The 16,614-nt window shown below is 41.5% G+C and carries 13 protein-coding genes; 11 read left to right on the top strand and 2 right to left on the bottom strand.

The window, feature by feature from the left end; translation table 11 throughout:
• Positions 1–95: 95 nt before the first annotated feature.
• The 4 genes from V1500_RS05670 (at position 96) to V1500_RS05685 (ending at position 3,288) form a co-directional block, all read left to right on the top strand.
• A complete protein-coding gene (locus V1500_RS05670; protein WP_409304611.1) occupies positions 96–1,277 on the top strand; it encodes a DUF418 domain-containing protein in 1,182 nt (393 codons plus the stop codon).
• 25 nt (positions 1,278–1,302) lie between these two features.
• Positions 1,303–1,827 carry a DNA topology modulation protein gene (locus V1500_RS05675; RefSeq protein ID WP_409304612.1) on the top strand — a complete coding sequence of 175 codons (525 nt, stop codon included), beginning with the start codon at positions 1,303–1,305 and terminating at the stop codon, positions 1,825–1,827.
• 19 nt (positions 1,828–1,846) lie between these two features.
• Complete coding sequence (locus V1500_RS05680) at positions 1,847–2,752, top strand: fumarylacetoacetate hydrolase family protein (protein ID WP_409304613.1); 906 nt, start codon at positions 1,847–1,849, stop codon at positions 2,750–2,752.
• Positions 2,753–2,931: 179 nt separating this feature from the next.
• Positions 2,932–3,288: a YisL family protein gene (locus V1500_RS05685; protein WP_409304614.1), complete on the top strand. Its 357-nt coding sequence runs from the start codon at positions 2,932–2,934 to the stop codon at positions 3,286–3,288.
• 146 nt (positions 3,289–3,434) lie between these two features.
• Here V1500_RS05685 and V1500_RS05690 read toward each other — a convergent pair whose 3' ends face one another.
• Positions 3,435–4,007, bottom strand: coding sequence for a DUF2777 domain-containing protein (locus V1500_RS05690; RefSeq protein ID WP_409305926.1), 573 nt, complete (start codon positions 4,005–4,007; stop codon positions 3,435–3,437).
• 245 nt (positions 4,008–4,252) lie between these two features.
• On the opposite strand from V1500_RS05690, the gene asnB reads away from it, so the two are divergent.
• Positions 4,253–6,103: an asparagine synthase (glutamine-hydrolyzing) gene (gene asnB, locus V1500_RS05695; RefSeq protein ID WP_409304615.1), complete on the top strand. Its 1,851-nt coding sequence runs from the start codon at positions 4,253–4,255 to the stop codon at positions 6,101–6,103.
• Positions 6,104–6,317: 214 nt separating this feature from the next.
• Here the strand turns inward: asnB and V1500_RS05700 are convergent, their stop codons facing one another.
• Positions 6,318–8,081 carry a glycoside hydrolase family 13 protein gene (locus V1500_RS05700; RefSeq protein WP_409304616.1) on the bottom strand — a complete coding sequence of 588 codons (1,764 nt, stop codon included), beginning with the start codon at positions 8,079–8,081 and terminating at the stop codon, positions 6,318–6,320.
• 319 nt (positions 8,082–8,400) lie between these two features.
• Between V1500_RS05700 and V1500_RS05705 the strand changes: the two genes are divergently transcribed.
• From V1500_RS05705 to V1500_RS05730, 6 genes are all read left to right on the top strand, one after another.
• Positions 8,401–9,687, top strand: a complete 1,287-nt coding sequence (locus tag V1500_RS05705) for an extracellular solute-binding protein (protein ID WP_409304617.1) — start codon at positions 8,401–8,403, stop codon at positions 9,685–9,687.
• 75 nt (positions 9,688–9,762) lie between these two features.
• Complete coding sequence (locus V1500_RS05710; protein WP_409304618.1) at positions 9,763–11,070, top strand: ABC transporter permease subunit; 1,308 nt, start codon at positions 9,763–9,765, stop codon at positions 11,068–11,070.
• The gene (locus V1500_RS05715; RefSeq protein ID WP_409304619.1) at positions 11,067–11,909 is read left to right on the top strand and encodes a sugar ABC transporter permease; all 843 of its coding nucleotides are present in this window, start codon (positions 11,067–11,069) and stop codon (positions 11,907–11,909) included. Before V1500_RS05710 ends, V1500_RS05715 begins: the two co-directional genes overlap by 4 nt.
• A 128-nt stretch (positions 11,910–12,037) precedes the next feature.
• Positions 12,038–13,573, top strand: coding sequence for an alpha-amylase family glycosyl hydrolase (locus V1500_RS05720; protein ID WP_409304620.1), 1,536 nt, complete (start codon positions 12,038–12,040; stop codon positions 13,571–13,573).
• Positions 13,574–13,680: 107 nt separating this feature from the next.
• Positions 13,681–15,336: a glycoside hydrolase family 13 protein gene (locus tag V1500_RS05725; protein WP_409304621.1), complete on the top strand. Its 1,656-nt coding sequence runs from the start codon at positions 13,681–13,683 to the stop codon at positions 15,334–15,336.
• A 200-nt stretch (positions 15,337–15,536) separates the two neighbouring features.
• Positions 15,537–16,571: a LacI family DNA-binding transcriptional regulator gene (locus tag V1500_RS05730; RefSeq protein WP_409304622.1), complete on the top strand. Its 1,035-nt coding sequence runs from the start codon at positions 15,537–15,539 to the stop codon at positions 16,569–16,571.
• Positions 16,572–16,614 lie beyond the last annotated feature (43 nt).

Here is a 16,614-nt window from a genome sequence, read left to right on the forward strand (position 1 = left end):
ATATTATATGAGTGTAATTTTTCGGTGTCTGGCTTTCGTCTACAAGCCCGATCATTTCGGGAAGCTACACATTCTTTAATGAATGGAGCAGAAGCATGAGTGAAAAGATGAACCCGATTCTGGACAGGGATAGGATTATCTCAATTGATATTTTAAGAGGGATAGCGATTCTGGGAATATTCCTTGTGAACATGCCGGACTTCCATTCCCCCTTCCTGTATATTAATCCTTTGGATTGGTGGGACAAAAACCCGGACAGGACTCTCTACATAATCAATGACATTTTTGCACAGGCAAGCTTTTATCCTCTTTTTGCTTTTTTGTTTGGTTTTGGTGCTATCATCCTATCGGAAAGGGTGCAGAAAAGGGGACAGTCATTTCCATTGATCTTTTCTAGAAGGCTTTTTGCACTTCTGTTGTTCGGGTGTATACATGCTTTTTTAATCTGGCACGGAGATATTTTAATAAGTTATGCTTTGTGCGGGTTTGCATTTTTGCTGGTTTATAAGATGAGTGGCAGGTCTTTATTACTGCTTGGCGGGCTTCTATATTTCATTCCATTTTTCCTGCTGGGCTTGCTCACGCTACTTGCCATGTTTCTCGGAGAAGATATACCGATGCCGACTGAAATTGACAAGGCCAATCAAGCATTGGAAATTTATAAGAGTGGCAGTTTTGCAGAAATTACCGGACAGCGTGCTGAGGACTGGTATTCAGTGAACGGCCCAGTAGGATTTATCTTTATTTTTTTATCGATATTTCCGTTATTTATGGTAGGAGCGGCATTTGCCAAGTTAAATTGGCTCCATAATCCGAAACAGCATAAAAAAATTCTGGCTGCGATTATGCTGCTGACGGGCGTGCCGGGAATATTGATTAAATGCGTTCCATATTGGAATTCTTATTCGTATAGCTGGGTATATTGGCAGGATCAATTTGGCGGCCCTTTGCTATCCATATTTTACATAACCTTCGTGGTCCTTATTCTGCAGAATGGGAAGATATACAAACTGCTGGCTCCTTTTTCGTATCCCGGCAGGCTGTCCATGAGTAATTATCTTCTTCAATCCATTATCTCCACATTGCTTTTTTATTCTTATGGTCTTGGATTGTACGGGGAAGTGAGTTTCACGTGGGGAACTATATTAGTATTTATCATCTTTGGGATACAGATTTTAGCGAGCATATGGTGGCTCAGGAAATTTCGTCTTGGGCCTGTAGAATATGTGTGGCGCACCTTGACATATGGAAAGGTCCCGGCCATGAGGAGAACCTAACCTGCACCATACAGACAGGCGGTATTTGACACGAGCGGAGGTGGCGCCGATTCGAAAAATATTGATTATGGGGTGCAGTGGTTCAGGCAAATCGACACTCGCGAAAAGGCTTGCAGACAGACTGCATATAAAGGCTATCCATTTGGATTCACACTATTGGAAACCGGGCTGGGTGGAAACGCCCAGGGATGAATGGATTGGTATGCAATTGGAGTTTCTTCGCGAAGATGCCTGGATTATTGACGGCAATTATACTGCTACAATTGAAAAAAGGCTTCAGGAAGCAGATACAGTTATATATTTAGATTTTCCCACATTGAGGTGCCTATATGGGATTGTGAAACGGCGCATTCAATACATAGGAAGGACAAGGCCTGATATGGCAGAAGGCTGTCCCGAAAAAATAGATTGGGAGTTTTTCCAGTATGTAAGGACCTTTAACAGGAGGAAGGCTCCGGCATTGAAGGAACGCCTGCTGAATGCAAAAGGAAAAAATATATTCATATTCAAAACCAGGAAACAGGTAGAAGAGTTTCTTGGTACTCTATAACTCTTTGGAGGAGGCGCATATGAAATTTGCAACCGTAGTATATGACAATCAAAGCCATGTAGTCTATGTCGATGACAAAAATGGCCGGGTGCTTCTGCTTGCAGAAGCTGCACGTAAAATAGAGGATGTGGAGCTTGGGCTCCCCAATAATCTCGCAGACTGCATTAAGCTGGGCGAAACATTCATTGAAGCCGTACAAAAAATTGTAGATTGGAGCGAAACGAATACCGAGGGATTATATGCAGACATGCATGAAGTCATTTTCCAGGCGCCTATCCCCAGACCGGCAAAAAATATTTTTTGTGTAGGGAAAAACTATGCCGAGCATGCATTGGAATTGGGAAGTGCTGATGATATTCCTGAGCATGTGATGCTTTTTTCAAAAACTCCGACCACCGTCATCGGCGATGGGGCAGAAATCCCAAGCCACGCTGACTTAACCAAAGAGCTGGACTATGAAGGAGAGCTTGCCGTCATAATTGGGAAGCAGGGTAAGGGCATAAATCGTGAAGAGGCTCTTGATTATGTTTTTGGATATACAGTGCTTAATGACATAACGGCCAGGGATATACAGGCAAAACATAAGCAGTTCCTGCTTGGGAAAAGTCTGGATGGTTCATGCCCGATGGGACCTTACATTGTCCATAAATCATTAGTCGAAAACCCAGGCCATCTGGATATTGTTACCAAGGTAAACGGGGAAGTAAGGCAGCAATCGAACACCCAGCATTTTATCTTTCCGGTAGAAGAAGTAATCGAGGTCATCTCCAAAGGAATGACGCTGGAACCGGGGGATATTATTGCAACGGGTACACCTGCTGGAGTCGGGAAGGGTTTCAAGCCGCCTAAATATTTAAAGCAAGGGGATACGGTAGAGATTACCGTTCAGGGAGTCGGGACGCTAAAGAATACTGTCGGAGAATAAATCCGGATAAGAATGCACCACAGCCGATCCTAGCATTTAGATCCCGGCAGCAAAAGGCTGGTTTTATGCCTGGAACCTGCCGGGGTATAGATAACTCTACGCCGGAAGTATATTACTTTGTTTTTCCATAATTCGCTATGATATGATAGAGTGGAATATTTTACAGGAGGATTTATTACATGACACATATGCATATTACTGCCTGGCTGGTGGCGGCCATTTTATTTTTTGTAGGCGCCTCTATGTATAAAGGTAATAATGCCAAGGGTTCAAAAATTGTACATATGATTGTACGGCTATTTTATATTTTGATAATTATTTCAGGCATTCTTCTATTTACTGCGGCGGAAAATATTCCAGCTGCATACAATGTGAAGGCTCTTGTAGGTATAATTGTAATCGTACTTATGGAGATGATCCTGGTCAGGTCGAAAAAAAGAAAAAGCACAGGAGCGTTATGGGCAGTCTTTGCGCTTGCCTTTGTCGTTGTCCTTTATTTAGGATTTTCCCTTCCTCAGGGATTTGATTGGTTTTGATTTTGAGTCCTAAACAAAATATTGTACTGAATGAAAAATCTGCCGTCCTCCATTGACGGCAGATTTTTTTTATGCTTATCAACTTTTCTAATGCCGGAGCCTCCGCCGGAAGTATCGTATGTTTATTTCCGAGTGGCAGTCTGTTGTTATAAATGCTGGGAATTAAGTTTTTCGATGACTATGCGCTTTCCAGTATTTAGTGTGAATTCAAACCGGTCATGTTCATTTTCTGAGTAGCAAAAATGGTGCTGTACCGAGCATAATATGGTCCCATTATCAAAAGTAAAGAAATTGACGCCTGATTGTGCGCTGGATTCTCTTAGGAATGTAAGCTGATTATAGCTATAGATACAATCATATATAGAAAAATCAAGGGAATTTAAGGTAGTGACAAATTGAAAAAACGAATCATCGTTCAATTCGTCAAGCAGCCTCTCAAAAGAATAAATCAGCTGTTTTCTTATCCGGATATGTTCACCATCCTGAAGCGGATATTTTTCGTTTTTATATCTTACGAGGTTGTTTTCCTCAAGGTTTCCTTTCCTCCAGCGTTTTCCCCGGTAGATTTCAATTTCATGATGTAAATACTCTTCAAGAGAAGAGGCCTCATCTGTTTCATCATCAAAAAATATCCATTGATGATTAATATATTCCACTGTTCCTTCTGCATATGCCCTGGTTTGGCGCTTGAATAGTTTAGCACGCTGCTGTTTCATAATTTAATACCCTCCAAAAGTGGAATGCCTCACCTACTTTTTTGACAAATTCCAAGGAAAATATAACATTCAGATAATATCACTGGACAAATAACCATATGTCGGCAGGTGCATAGGTTATTCTATCCCCCCTTGTTGAAAGGAGCTTAAAACCCATTTAGAGATAAATTGCACGCCCATTGGCACATAAGACAACGAATTAGATAATATCCATAGGTATAACAACTTGTATGGAAAGGATGAAATCAATGTGCGGAATTACAGGATGGGTCCACTTTCAAAAAAATATAAGCAATGAACTGCAAGTAGGTAAAAAAATGGCGGAAACATTGGCAAAAAGAGGCCCGGATGAAAATAATACTTGGTCCTGCGACCATGCAGTTTTTGGCCATAAACGATTGATCGTCGTGGACCCCCAGAGCGGCAAACAGCCCATGACGAAGGAACACCGGAATAATAGGTATACATTATGCTACAATGGGGAGCTGTACAATACAGAAGACATTAGGAAGGAATTGTTATTAAAAGGATATTCTTTTAAGGGTCATAGTGATACAGAAGTTTTGCTTACTTCCTACATTGAATGGAAAGAAAAGTGCGTGGAATTTTTTAATGGAATCTTTGCGTTTGCAATTTGGGATGACAATGAACAGAAAGTGTTCTTTGCAAGAGATAGGCTGGGTGTCAAACCATTATTTTATGCTGAAAAAAAGGGCGGCCTAGTCTTTGGCTCGGAGCTGAAGGCGATTCTTGCCCATCCTGACATGAAGGCAGAATTAAATCGGGAGGGGCTTGCTGAGTTGTTTGGGCTGGGTCCATCAAGGACACCAGGAAACGGGGTCTTTCGTGGAGTTGATGAACTGCGGCCGGCACATGCAATGACGGTTTCTCCCCTTGGAAAAAGAGTATGGCGCTATTGGAACGTGCAAAGTAATGTTCACACGGATTCGGCCGAAGAGACAGCAGAGAAAGTACGCCACCTTGTTGTGGATTCTGTTACCAGACAGCTCGTTTCTGATGTCCCGCTGTGTACATTTCTATCGGGAGGAATTGATTCCAGTGCAATTACTGCAATAGCAGCAAAGGTATATGCCAGTGAGGGAAAAGGCCCTCTGCACACCTACTCGATCGACTATGAAGACAATCATTTATTTTTCGAAACAAATGACTTCCAGCCTGCTGCCGATGAGTACTGGATTAAACTGATGACGGATCATTGCGGTACGGTCCATCGTAATTCTGTGATCTCCCAGCAGCAGCTTGCAGATTACCTGATTGAGTCACTCTATGTACGCGATCTGCCTGGGATGGCTGATGTAGACTCATCCCTGCTTTGGTTCTGCAGGGAAATAAAGCAGAATTTTACCGTTGGTCTTTCGGGTGAGTGTGCAGATGAGATATTTGGAGGCTACCCTTGGTTTTATCGAGAAGATGACATGAATAGAGCAGGATTTCCATGGATGCGCTCCACAGAACTAAGGGAAGGTTTACTTAGGGACAAATGGCAGCGGGATTTAAAACTGAGGGATTATGTCCAGGAAAAATATCTCCAGACAGTCGCTGAGACACCTAGGCTTGCGGGGGAGTCAGGTGACGCAGCACGCAGAAGGGAATTATTTTATTTAAATATGCTATGGTTTATGGCTACGCTCCTGGACAGGAAGGATAGAATGAGCATGGGGGCAAGCCTGGAGGTACGGGTGCCGTTTGCCGATCATCGGCTTGTAGAATATGTTTGGAATATACCTTGGGAAATGAAGATAACCGGGAATCGGGAAAAGGGAATATTAAGGAAGGCTCTGGAGGGACTGGTGCCAAACGAGGTCTTGTACCGAAAGAAGAGCCCGTATCCCAAGACACATAATCCGGCCTATACAGAAAGAGTCCAGTCTTGGGTCAAAGAAATGCTTGCGGACCGAAATTCCGTATTGCACGAGTTTTTTGAATATGACAAATTAACATCCCTGGTTGATTCAGGAGGAGAGGCCTTCAAACTCCCATGGTTTGGTCAGTTGATGACCGGTCCTCAATTATTGGCACACTTGGGCCAAATACATGTCTGGTTCAAAGATTATAATATTCAGATAGTGGAAGGGTAATAGAATGGGACCGTGCTGCTAGCGCACGGTCCCTTTTTCCAGTGATGTATGAAGGCCTAGTATCTAAAGGATGGTTAGCTATTTATTCAGGAAAAATGCTATTTGATATGAGACCGTAAAAAATTTTTTTCCTTAAATCAAGATATACCTGGAATGAAATACAGAAAAGTGCTGGAAACCGATATCGACAAGCAAGGTTTGTATAGCGGGACATTTATTTGTCCAAAGAAACTATAATGTGGCCGAATCGCTCTATATCAAATGTATCGGTCTCAGATGAAATCTTTTGTTCAGATGAACTGGATAGAACAGTCGCTGTCATGCCCAGCAAGCTGGGTGGCAGGGTAAATTGCTGGCGTTCTTCAGTTGGATTGGCTAAAACAATCACTGACCGGTCCTGGCTGTATTTGCGATAGCCTAAGATTTGTTCGTTTGATGAGGTGTCAATGAATTCAAATTCTCCTTCGTTTGCAAGAAGCTTTTCTGTATGCCTCAAATGAATTAATGATTGGATATGCTGAAAGAGATTGAGATTTTGTTTATCTGCATCCCATTCCATGCACTTTCGGCAGCCAGGATCCATTTCTCCTGTCAGACCAACTTCATCGCCATAATAAATACATGGTGACCCCATGAAGGTCAGCAGGATTGTAAAAATCAGTTTGGTTCGCTGTTCGTCTTCCCCACACTCCGTTAAAATTCGAGGTGTATCATGGCTTCCAACAAGATTAAAGGTCACATCAAATACATTTTTAGGGTAGCTGTGATAAACTGCAGACATTTTATCTGCAAACATACGAGCAGTAATCGTTTGATGCGCCAGGAGATCGAGAATATTGCTTGTAAATGGGTAATTCATGACTGCATCAAATTGGTCTCCCCTTAGCCATGGCATGGCGTCATGCCAAACTTCACCCAAAATATATAAGTCGGGTTTTATTTTTTTTACTGTCTGCCTGAATTCCCTCCAGAATTGGTGATCCACCTCGTTCGCTACATCCAGCCGCCATCCGTCAATATCAAATTCCTCAATCCAATATGCAGCGACCTTTAGGAGGTACTCCTTCACTTCAGGGTTGTACGTATTTAATTTAGGCATTTGATCAAAAAATCCAAAAGTTTCATAGTTGGGCCGGTCTCCGCCTTCTAATGGAAAACTGTGCGGATGGAACCAGTCTTTGTATTTTGACTGTTCTCCCTTATGCAGCACATCCTGGAATGGAGGAAAATAAAATCCGCTATGGTTAAAGACAGCATCAAGCATCACTCTTATGCCTCGCAAATGGGCTTCCGACACAAGCTTCTTTAGTGTTTCCTTGCTGCCGAATTGCGGGTCGATCTCAAGATAATCTATAGTTTCATATTTATGGTTGGAGGGGGCTTTGAACACCGGTGTAAAATATATACCCGTTATCCCAAGGTCCTTCAGATAGTCCAAACGCTCGATTACCCCTTCAAAGTCTCCGCCAAAAAAGTTATCCAAAGCGGGTTCTTCACTTGCCCACTCTTTCACTCCCTCAGGATTTATTTCAGAACTTCCATTAGCAAAGCGTTCAGGGAAAATTTGATACCATACGGTTTCTTTTACCCAAGCAGGGGGTGTAAAGACTTCTGTTCGATGCAAATAGGGAAAGTGGTAATAACATCCGGGATTTAAAGGGGGCTCAGGATAAAATCCTTTTTCAGTTAACGTTATTTCTTCTTGGGCCGTTTTTATCCTGAATCCATAGCGAGACCGTCTTGATTCGGGTTTTATATATATATGCCAATAGTCATAAACACCATCGCTTCCAGACAAAAACATAGCGGATTCGTGAACAACCCAATTCCCATCTTTCCATTCATACTGATCCCCATGGAAGAGTAACACAGATGTTATTTCACCCATTTTTGTCTGAAGCCGAATATGTAAAGTCTCTGAATCCATCGCATATACATAATTGTCATTAGGCCGGTGAAAGATAGCAGCAAGTTCCATAAGAAACCTCCTCTTTTTTGCAATCGATTGCACTAAAAAATCTTTTGCACTTATATGTAATTTAGCACTTTTGAATAAGAATTTTCAAGTGAAAGTGTGTATTCCAGTATTTTTCTTTGTCGATTTTTGCGAAAATAACAGAAAAAATTGTTGTCAAATTAAAAACTCACTGTATAATGATAACAAGGATGTGCAATCGTTTTCACAAACCGTTTCACTATCTATCAATCTAGGAAAACAAAAGGGTATTATTTTTTGTTCAGAAAAGTAACCGGTTACAAAAATGCTCATCTTTTAAAAAATACGAGGGGGAACTGATATGAAATTGAAGAAAATTTTTGCCATAGCTTCCACTGCGGTCATTTCTGCGGCACTGTTTACAGGATGTTCACCTAAGGAAGAAGCGGCAACAAAAGAAAACTCTAAAGCAAAACAGACAGCTGAACTCAAGCCTGAAGAAGGCGCGACGCTCAAAATCTGGGATAACGGCGGAGCTGAAGGTAAATGGGCGAAGCTAGTAGCTTCTGAGTTTACTAAAAAATATGACATTCCAGTTAAAGTAGAAGAGTCCAAACATGACAAAGCTCAAGAATTGGTAGAGGCTGCTGGTCCCACAGGCAAAGGACCGGATGTTTTCCTGGCTCCGCATGACCACGTAGGCAATATGGAGAATTCAGGCACAATCTTCCCAAATAATTTAGGGAAAGAATATACAGACCGATTTGTGGATGCAGCGGTGCAGGGTACAACTGGAAAAGAAGCACAGTATGGGTTTCCGCTGGCAATTGAAACATATGCATTGTTCTATAATAAAGATTTAGTGCAAAAACCTGCTGAAACAATGGAGGAATTATTCCAACAATCGAAAGAGTTCCAGCAGACCACAGGAAAAGATAAAAAATTTGGTGTAATGCTTGAACCAGGCAACTTCTACATTACATATGCTTTTGTTGGCGGATATGGTGGTTATGTGTTTGGTGATAATGGCCAAAATACCGCGGATTTAGGTATTAATTCTGAAGGTGCTGTAAAGGCAGGAGAGTTCATGAACAAGGTTCATGACGAACTGCTTCCTCTTAAGAACGAAGATATTAAAGGTGACTTAATTGGTTCAATGTTCAATACTAAAAAGCTGATATACCGTATTTCTGGCCCATGGGATATTAAGAACCACCAGGATGCAAAAGTTAATTTCGGTGTAACAACTCTTCCAAAATTGGACAATGGTCAAGTTCCAACGAGCTTCTCTGGAATTAAAGCATATTATGTAAGTGCGCATACAAAATTCCCTAAAGCCGCAACACTTTATGCACAATTTGCTTCAAGTGATGAAATGCTTATGAAACGATATGAAACGACAGGCCAGCTGCCTCCTTCCAAGGTGGTATTAGAAGATGAGAAAATTAAAAATAACGAAATTCTGGCGGGTTTCAGCGAGCAGCTGAAATATGCTGTCCCTATGCCAAATATCGCAGAAATGCAGCAAGTATGGGGACCTGCAGGAAATGCATTTACTGCTATCTGGAACGGAGTCGCTACTCCTCAAAAGGCATTGGATAATGCCCAAAAACAAATTGAAGATTCTATTAAAAACCAACAAAAATAAATTGTCTAAGAGTCTTTCCTGAGCCAATACCTTAATGGATTGGCTCAATTTTTACTCTATGAAAGGATGGCTTCTATGAATTCCTATTCAAAAAAGGCAGCCCTACTCTCTGCATTATTCATGGGCCTGGGTCAAATCTATAATCGTCAATTTGTAAAAGGAATTGTCTTGATGGCAGTCGGCATTTTTTTAGTAGTGGGTTATGCGGCGGATTTACAATTTGCCATGCAGGGATTGGTTACACTGGGAAGTGAAGTAGATCGAATAGAGGGATTCGAGATTGTAAAAGGTGATAACTCCATACATTTGTTAATAAATGGATTGATCTTCTTGATAGCTTTGTTATTGATACTGATATCCCATATTATGAACGCGGTGGACGCATACACCGTGGGTAAGCGACGGGAGATTGGCATCAAGCCAAATAATATTAAAGAAACGTTCAAATCGATTTATGAAAATGGTTTTCCGTTTCTGCTGTTGCTGCCATCCATTTTTGCTACGGCTTTCTTAATTATACTCCCTAATTTATTCGGGATATTGCTGGCGTTTACCAACTATTCTTCTCCTAATCATCTTCCGTCTAAAAATTTGGTAGATTGGGTCGGTTTCGATACTTTTATCAAATTGTTCCAGATGGAAGGATGGAGCAATACGTTTTATGGAGTGTTCGGTTGGACGATTGTATGGGCCGTCCTATCAACGTTTACCTGCTTCTTTGGAGGATTGTTTGTCGCAATTATTGTTAATCAAAAAGGAATCAAATTTAAGCGCTTTTGGCGGTCCATCTTCATTTTACCTTGGGCTATCCCGCAATTCGTTTCTATATTGATTATGCAGAATATCTTCAACGGCGAGTTTGGACCTGTCAACCGATTTTTGTTGGACGCAGGGATCATTGACAATCCTATTTACTGGTTAAGTGATCCATTGCTCGCGAAAATTACAATCGTTCTCGTCAATATATGGTTTGGTTTCCCTTATTGGATGGTACTAATGAGCGGCGTGATGACTTCAATAGACAAAGAATTATATGAAGCTGCTGAAGTAGATGGAGCAAACGGGAAGCAAATGTTTAGAAAAATTACTCTGCCGATTGTACTGTTCTCTACTGCACCCTTATTGATTATGAGCTTTGCGGGCAATTTCAATAACTTCAACATGATTTATCTTATGACCCAGGGAGGCCCTGTAAATCCGGAATACCAGTATGCAGGCTCAACCGACATTCTTATTTCATGGATTTATAAAATGACTCTGGAACAGCGTCAATACAATATGGCAGCGGTCGTCTCGATTTTGATCTTTATTATTATCGCAGCTATCTCCGTTTGGAACTTTAGGCGTACCAAGGCATTTAAAGAGGAGGATATGATGTCATGATTAAAAATAAAAAAACACAAGACAATATTTTGCTTACAGCAAGCTATTTATTTTTAATCATCTTGGTTTTTATAGTCTTCTATCCAATCATATGGGTTGTCGCAGGAAGCCTGAATCCCGGAGATTCTTTATCGAAAACACAACTATTTTCAAGTGATTGGACTTTTGAGCATTACAGATATTTATTTTCCGAAACGAACTATTTGAATTGGTATTGGAATACATTTAAGATCGCTTTCGGCAATATGGTATTATCCACTTTGTTTGTCGTAACAGCAGGATATGTCTTCTCTAGATACCGATTTAAGGGAAGAAAGTACAGTTTGATGACGATGCTGGTGCTGCAGATGTTTCCTTCCTTCATGGGAATGATTGCTATATTCCTTTTATTGGACCGCACTGGACTCCTGGATACACATATCGGTTTAATTCTTGTCTATGCGGGTGGAGCTATTCCCTTTGGTGCATGGTTGGTTAAAGGCTATTTTGACGGGATTCCAAAAAGTTTGGAAGAAGCTGCGAGAATTGATGGAGCAGGGCATTTTACTGTGTTTTATCGGGTAATGATGCCGTTGTCCAAACCTATACTGGTGTTTGTTGCTGTGAACAATTTCATAGCACCATGGATGGACTTTATTTTTGCCAGGCTGGTGCTTACTTCAACGGAAAAAAAGACACTGGCTATTGGATTATTTGACATGATTACCGGAAAAAGCAGTACGCAGTTTACGAATTTTGCTGCTGGAGCGGTGCTGGTAGCTATTCCTATTACAATACTGTTTATGATTTTCCAAAAACATATTGTAGAAGGATTAAAAGCAGGTGCAAACAAAGGTTGACGCAGTGAAATTGCCGAATATTGTGCAAACGATTGTTCCCTAAGCAGGCAGAAACTCGCCATAGGATTGACGTGCATGTGGACTAACGATAATCTTAAAAGCGTAGAACAAAACTAGGGGGAGCGGAAATGGGGAAAAGAGTTGTTTCACTTATTTTGATTCCGTTTCTTCTTTTTTACGCCGTGCCTGCAAGTGCTGTTGAAAAAGAAGAACGTAATTGGCAAGATGAAATTATTTACTTTATGATGATAGACCGTTTTAATGATGGCGATACAAAAAATGATAAGAACGTGAATGTAAATGAACCGGGCAGCTATAATGGCGGGGATTTTAAAGGAATCATCGACAAGCTGGATTATATAAAGGATATGGGGTTCACCGCCATTTGGCTGACACCTGTATTTGATAATATGGATAAAGGTTATCATGGGTACTGGGTTAAAGACTTTTACAAAACGGATGAGCACTTTGGAACGCTGACAGAATTTAAACAGCTGGTGAAAGAAGCCCATAAACGGAATCTGAAAGTAATTTCAGACTTTGTCGTCAATCATGTAGGATATAATCACCCCTGGCTGAATGATCCTGAGAAAAAGGATTGGTTCCATGAAAAACAGCCAATCGAAAATTGGGATGATCAGACAGAGGTAGAAAATGGCTGGCTCTATGATTTACCTGATTTAAACCAGGATAACCCTGAAACAAGAAAATATCTTCTCGATGCTGCCAAGTGGTGGATTGATGAAACAGATATCGATGGCTACAGGCTTGATGCAGTCAAGCATGTACCAAAGGATTTTTGGGCAGATTTTGCTAAGACGGTAAAGGCAGAGAAGCAGAATTTTTATCTTCTCGGTGAAGTATGGGATAACGATTCCAAATCTATATCGGATTATGAGAAGACCGGAATCGATGGTTTTCTTGATTTCCCGAAAAATGAACAGCTTAGACAAGCATTCATGGCTCCCGATGGAAGTCTTGAGGGATTGTTTACAGTAGGTGCACAAAATAAGGAGCTTTATAAAAACGCCGGGCTGCTAGGTACTTTTATCGATAACCATGACATGACAAGGTTCACCTATGAAGCAGTGAATAACAGGCAGAATCCCGGTACACGCTGGAAAATGGCTCTATCCTACATGTACACAACAACTGGAATTCCTATCATTTATTATGGTTCCGAGATTGCTTTAAATGGAGGAGAAGAACCGGATAATCGCAAATTAATGGCTTTCAAGGCGGAAAAAGACCTAATTGATTACATAACTAGGCTTGCAGAATTGAGAAAGAAGCATCCGGCACTTGTGCGGGGAGAGACTGAACTGCTGTACGACAAAGATGGAATGGCCGTATTCAAGCGGGAATATGAAGGTGAGACCCTTTTTGTGGCTGTAAATAATTCATCCAAATCACAGACGGTAACGATTGATGATGAAGATTTAGCGAAGGACAAAGAATTGAGAGGATTGCTTGAAGGCGACCTTGTCCGCGGCAAGGACGGTAAATATTCTATTATATTGGACCGTGAACAAACAGAGGTATATAAACTTGCTGATGAATCAGGGATTAATATTGCCTATATGGCAACATTGGCGGGAGTTTATGCGGCATTTGCAGCCTTCATTATCCTGGTTTTGAAAAGGTCCAGGCATAAACAATCTTAACGGGTATTACAATTAGTCGACGGGTACTCTTAGTTGGAAAAGTTTTTTTCATAGATAAATAGAAGTCTGTTGTGATGACGGACAATGAGGATTCGGGAGGCGATGGCATGAAAAAGAAATGGTGGAAAGAAGCAGTAAGCTATCAAATATATCCACGGAGTTTTATGGATAGCAATGGGGATGGCATCGGCGATTTAAAAGGAATCATTTCAAAGCTGGACTATTTGCAGGATCTTGGAGTAGATGTTCTCTGGATTTGTCCATTTTACAAGTCTCCAAACGCGGATAATGGATATGACATCAGTGATTATCAAGAAATAATGGAAGAATTCGGGACCATGGAAGATTTCGATTTATTATTGAAGGAAATCCATGCGCGCGGCATGAAAGTCATACTGGATCTGGTAATCAATCATACCAGCGATGAGCACCCATGGTTCATAGAATCCCGTTCATCACGCGATAATCCTAAGCGGGACTGGTATATTTGGAAGGATGGAAATCATGGAAAAGAGCCAAATAATTGGGAAAGTATCTTTTCTGGAAGTTCATGGGAATATGATGGTGATACGGACCAATATTATCTGCACATTTTTGCGACAAAGCAGCCCGATTTAAACTGGGAGAACAAAGAAGTGCGACAAGCGCTCTATGAAATGGTAAACTGGTGGCTGGATAAGGGAATTGATGGTTTTCGCGTAGATGCCATAAGCCATATCAAGAAGCGTGACGGTTTCCCGGATATGCCAAATCCTAACGGACTGGAATATGTTCCTTCTTTCGAGATGCATACAAATCAGGAAGGCATCCAGGAATATTTAACCGAGTTAAGGCAGGAAACTTTTCAGAAATATGACATCATGACAGTCGGTGAGGCGAATGGCGTCAAGATAGAGCAGGCAGAAGATTGGGTTGGTGACACTAGTGGAAAATTCAATATGATTTTCCAATTTGAGCATCTGGGACTCTGGGATAAAGGATCAGAAAAGAGTGTCGATGTCATTGGTTTGAAAAAGACCTTGACCAAGTGGCAAGTCGGTCTTCAGGGAAAAGGCTGGAACGCATTGTTTCTCGAAAATCATGACCAGCCAAGGAGCGTCTCCACCTGGGGTAATGACCGGCAATATTGGAAAGAAAGTGCGAAAATGTTGGGAGCCTGTTACTTCCTGATGCAGGGAACACCTTTTATTTATCAAGGGCAGGAAATTGGAATGACTAACGTTCAATTTGAGTCCATCAATGATTATGACGATGTAGGAATGAAAAATTATTACCGTATTGAAACGGCGAAGGGACGTTCCCACGAAGAAATCATGCATATCATTTGGCGCAGCGGACGTGATAATTCCCGGACCCCCATGCAATGGAGCGATAGTCTTAATGCTGGATTTTCCATAGCCACACCATGGATGAAAGTGAATCCAAACTTTGTTGACATCAATGCTGAAAAACAGATGGCAGAAGACGACTCCATATACAGCTTTTATAAAAAGATGATTGAACTCCGGAAAAACAATGAAATTCTTGTGTATGGCGATTATCAGCTTCTGCTCCCTGACCATCCTCAAGTGTTTGCGTACACCCGCAATTGGGAAGGCAAGACAGCTGCTATCATCTGCAATTTCAGCAATCAAGAGCTTATAGTGAATCTGGAGGGAATCCCTATCTCTGGCTTAAAGCTGGCACTTGGCAATTATGAAGCAATACATACGGATTTTCAAAACCTGATGCTTCGTCCGTATGAAACGAAAGTATACCTGTGACTGAGAGTATATTTGGTTACACTTTGCTGCTGGCCGGGTGTAACCAGTTTTTTTGATATATCGCAAATGGAAATTGTGCAAAATATAATGAGCATAGGAGTATTTCACTCCAGCGTATGGCGGTTATAAAACAAGCATTTTAAAATAAATCTTTATGAACAGCGGTTCTGTATGTGCTCGGTGAAAGGAGTCGATGACAGTTGGCCATTACTATAAAGGATGTAGCAAAATTGGCAAACGTTGCTCCTTCCACAGTTTCTCGAGTGATTGCGAATAATCCTCGAATCAGTGAAAAAACAAAACTACGAGTCAGGAAAGCAATGGACCAATTAGGGTACCACCCAAATTTTATCGCAAGGAGCCTGGCAAACCAGTCAACAAGAGTAATTGGCCTTGTACTGCCGTCTACAGATGTATTTTTCCAGAATCCATTCTTTCCAGCTGTTCTGCGTGGATTAAGCGAAGGGGCACAGGAGAAGCAATATGCCCTGCAGATGAGCACTGGAAAGACTGAAGCCGAAATATTTGATGGAGTTGTCCAAATGGTACAGGGGGGAAGGGTCGACGGCATTATAGTGCTCTATTCACGTATAGATGACACTATTTTGACTTATTTAAGAGAGCGGAGATTTCCTTTTGTGGTGATTGGCAAGCCATTTAAACATGTAGAGGAAATTACACATGTAGATAATGACAATGTGAGAGCGGGCAGGGAAGCTACGGAATATATTCTTGGTTTAGGGCATGAGATGGTCGGTTTCATTGGAGGCAAAGAAGACCTTGTGGTAACAAGGGAGAGGCAGCTAGGCTATGAAAGCGCCTTGAGGGCAGCAGGAATCATGCCGATATCTGAATACATAATCCATGAAGAGTTTTTGCGAGAAGGGGGCCAGGAGGCAGTGAAAGAGCTGCTGGGATTGGAGTGTCCTCCAACAGCCCTGGTTGTAGCGGATGATTTAATGGCCCTGGGAGTAGTGAATACACTGGATGAAATGGGTATTTCAGTACCTGACAATATTTCTATCATCAGCTTTAACAATGTATTATTCTCTGAATTATCCAAACCGCCTCTAACGTCTGTCGATATAAATATAGTTGAGCTTGGGTATCAGGCAGCAAGGAGCCTGATCCAAATGGTTGAAGAGCCCAGGGAGCCGGTAAAGAGGATTATTGTTCCGCATCAATTGGTAGAACGCTGTTCATGCATCCATATTTCCAATACGGATTCGCATTAATGAAGGAAGCCTTCCAATTAGGAAAGCTTCCTTTTTTACATTC

Origin of the sequence: Peribacillus sedimenti (genome assembly GCF_046237635.1) — a bacterium.
In the GTDB taxonomy this organism is placed as follows: domain Bacteria; phylum Bacillota; class Bacilli; order Bacillales; family DSM-1321; genus Peribacillus; species Peribacillus sedimenti.

Excerpts from the sequence above, each read along its gene's own strand:
- V1500_RS05670 (WP_409304611.1), top strand. The coding sequence starts at position 96 with ATGAGTGAAAAGATGAACCCGATTCTGGACAGGGATAGGATTATCTCA.
- V1500_RS05680 (WP_409304613.1), top strand. The coding sequence starts at position 1,847 with ATGAAATTTGCAACCGTAGTATATGACAATCAAAGCCATGTAGTCTAT.
- V1500_RS05685 (WP_409304614.1), top strand. The coding sequence starts at position 2,932 with ATGACACATATGCATATTACTGCCTGGCTGGTGGCGGCCATTTTATTT.
- asnB (WP_409304615.1), top strand. The coding sequence starts at position 4,253 with ATGTGCGGAATTACAGGATGGGTCCACTTTCAAAAAAATATAAGCAAT.
- V1500_RS05700 (WP_409304616.1), bottom strand. The coding sequence starts at position 8,081 with ATGGAACTTGCTGCTATCTTTCACCGGCCTAATGACAATTATGTATAT.
- V1500_RS05705 (WP_409304617.1), top strand. The coding sequence starts at position 8,401 with ATGAAATTGAAGAAAATTTTTGCCATAGCTTCCACTGCGGTCATTTCT.
- V1500_RS05710 (WP_409304618.1), top strand. The coding sequence starts at position 9,763 with ATGAATTCCTATTCAAAAAAGGCAGCCCTACTCTCTGCATTATTCATG.
- V1500_RS05715 (WP_409304619.1), top strand. The coding sequence starts at position 11,067 with ATGATTAAAAATAAAAAAACACAAGACAATATTTTGCTTACAGCAAGC.
- V1500_RS05720 (WP_409304620.1), top strand. The coding sequence starts at position 12,038 with ATGGGGAAAAGAGTTGTTTCACTTATTTTGATTCCGTTTCTTCTTTTT.
- V1500_RS05725 (WP_409304621.1), top strand. The coding sequence starts at position 13,681 with ATGAAAAAGAAATGGTGGAAAGAAGCAGTAAGCTATCAAATATATCCA.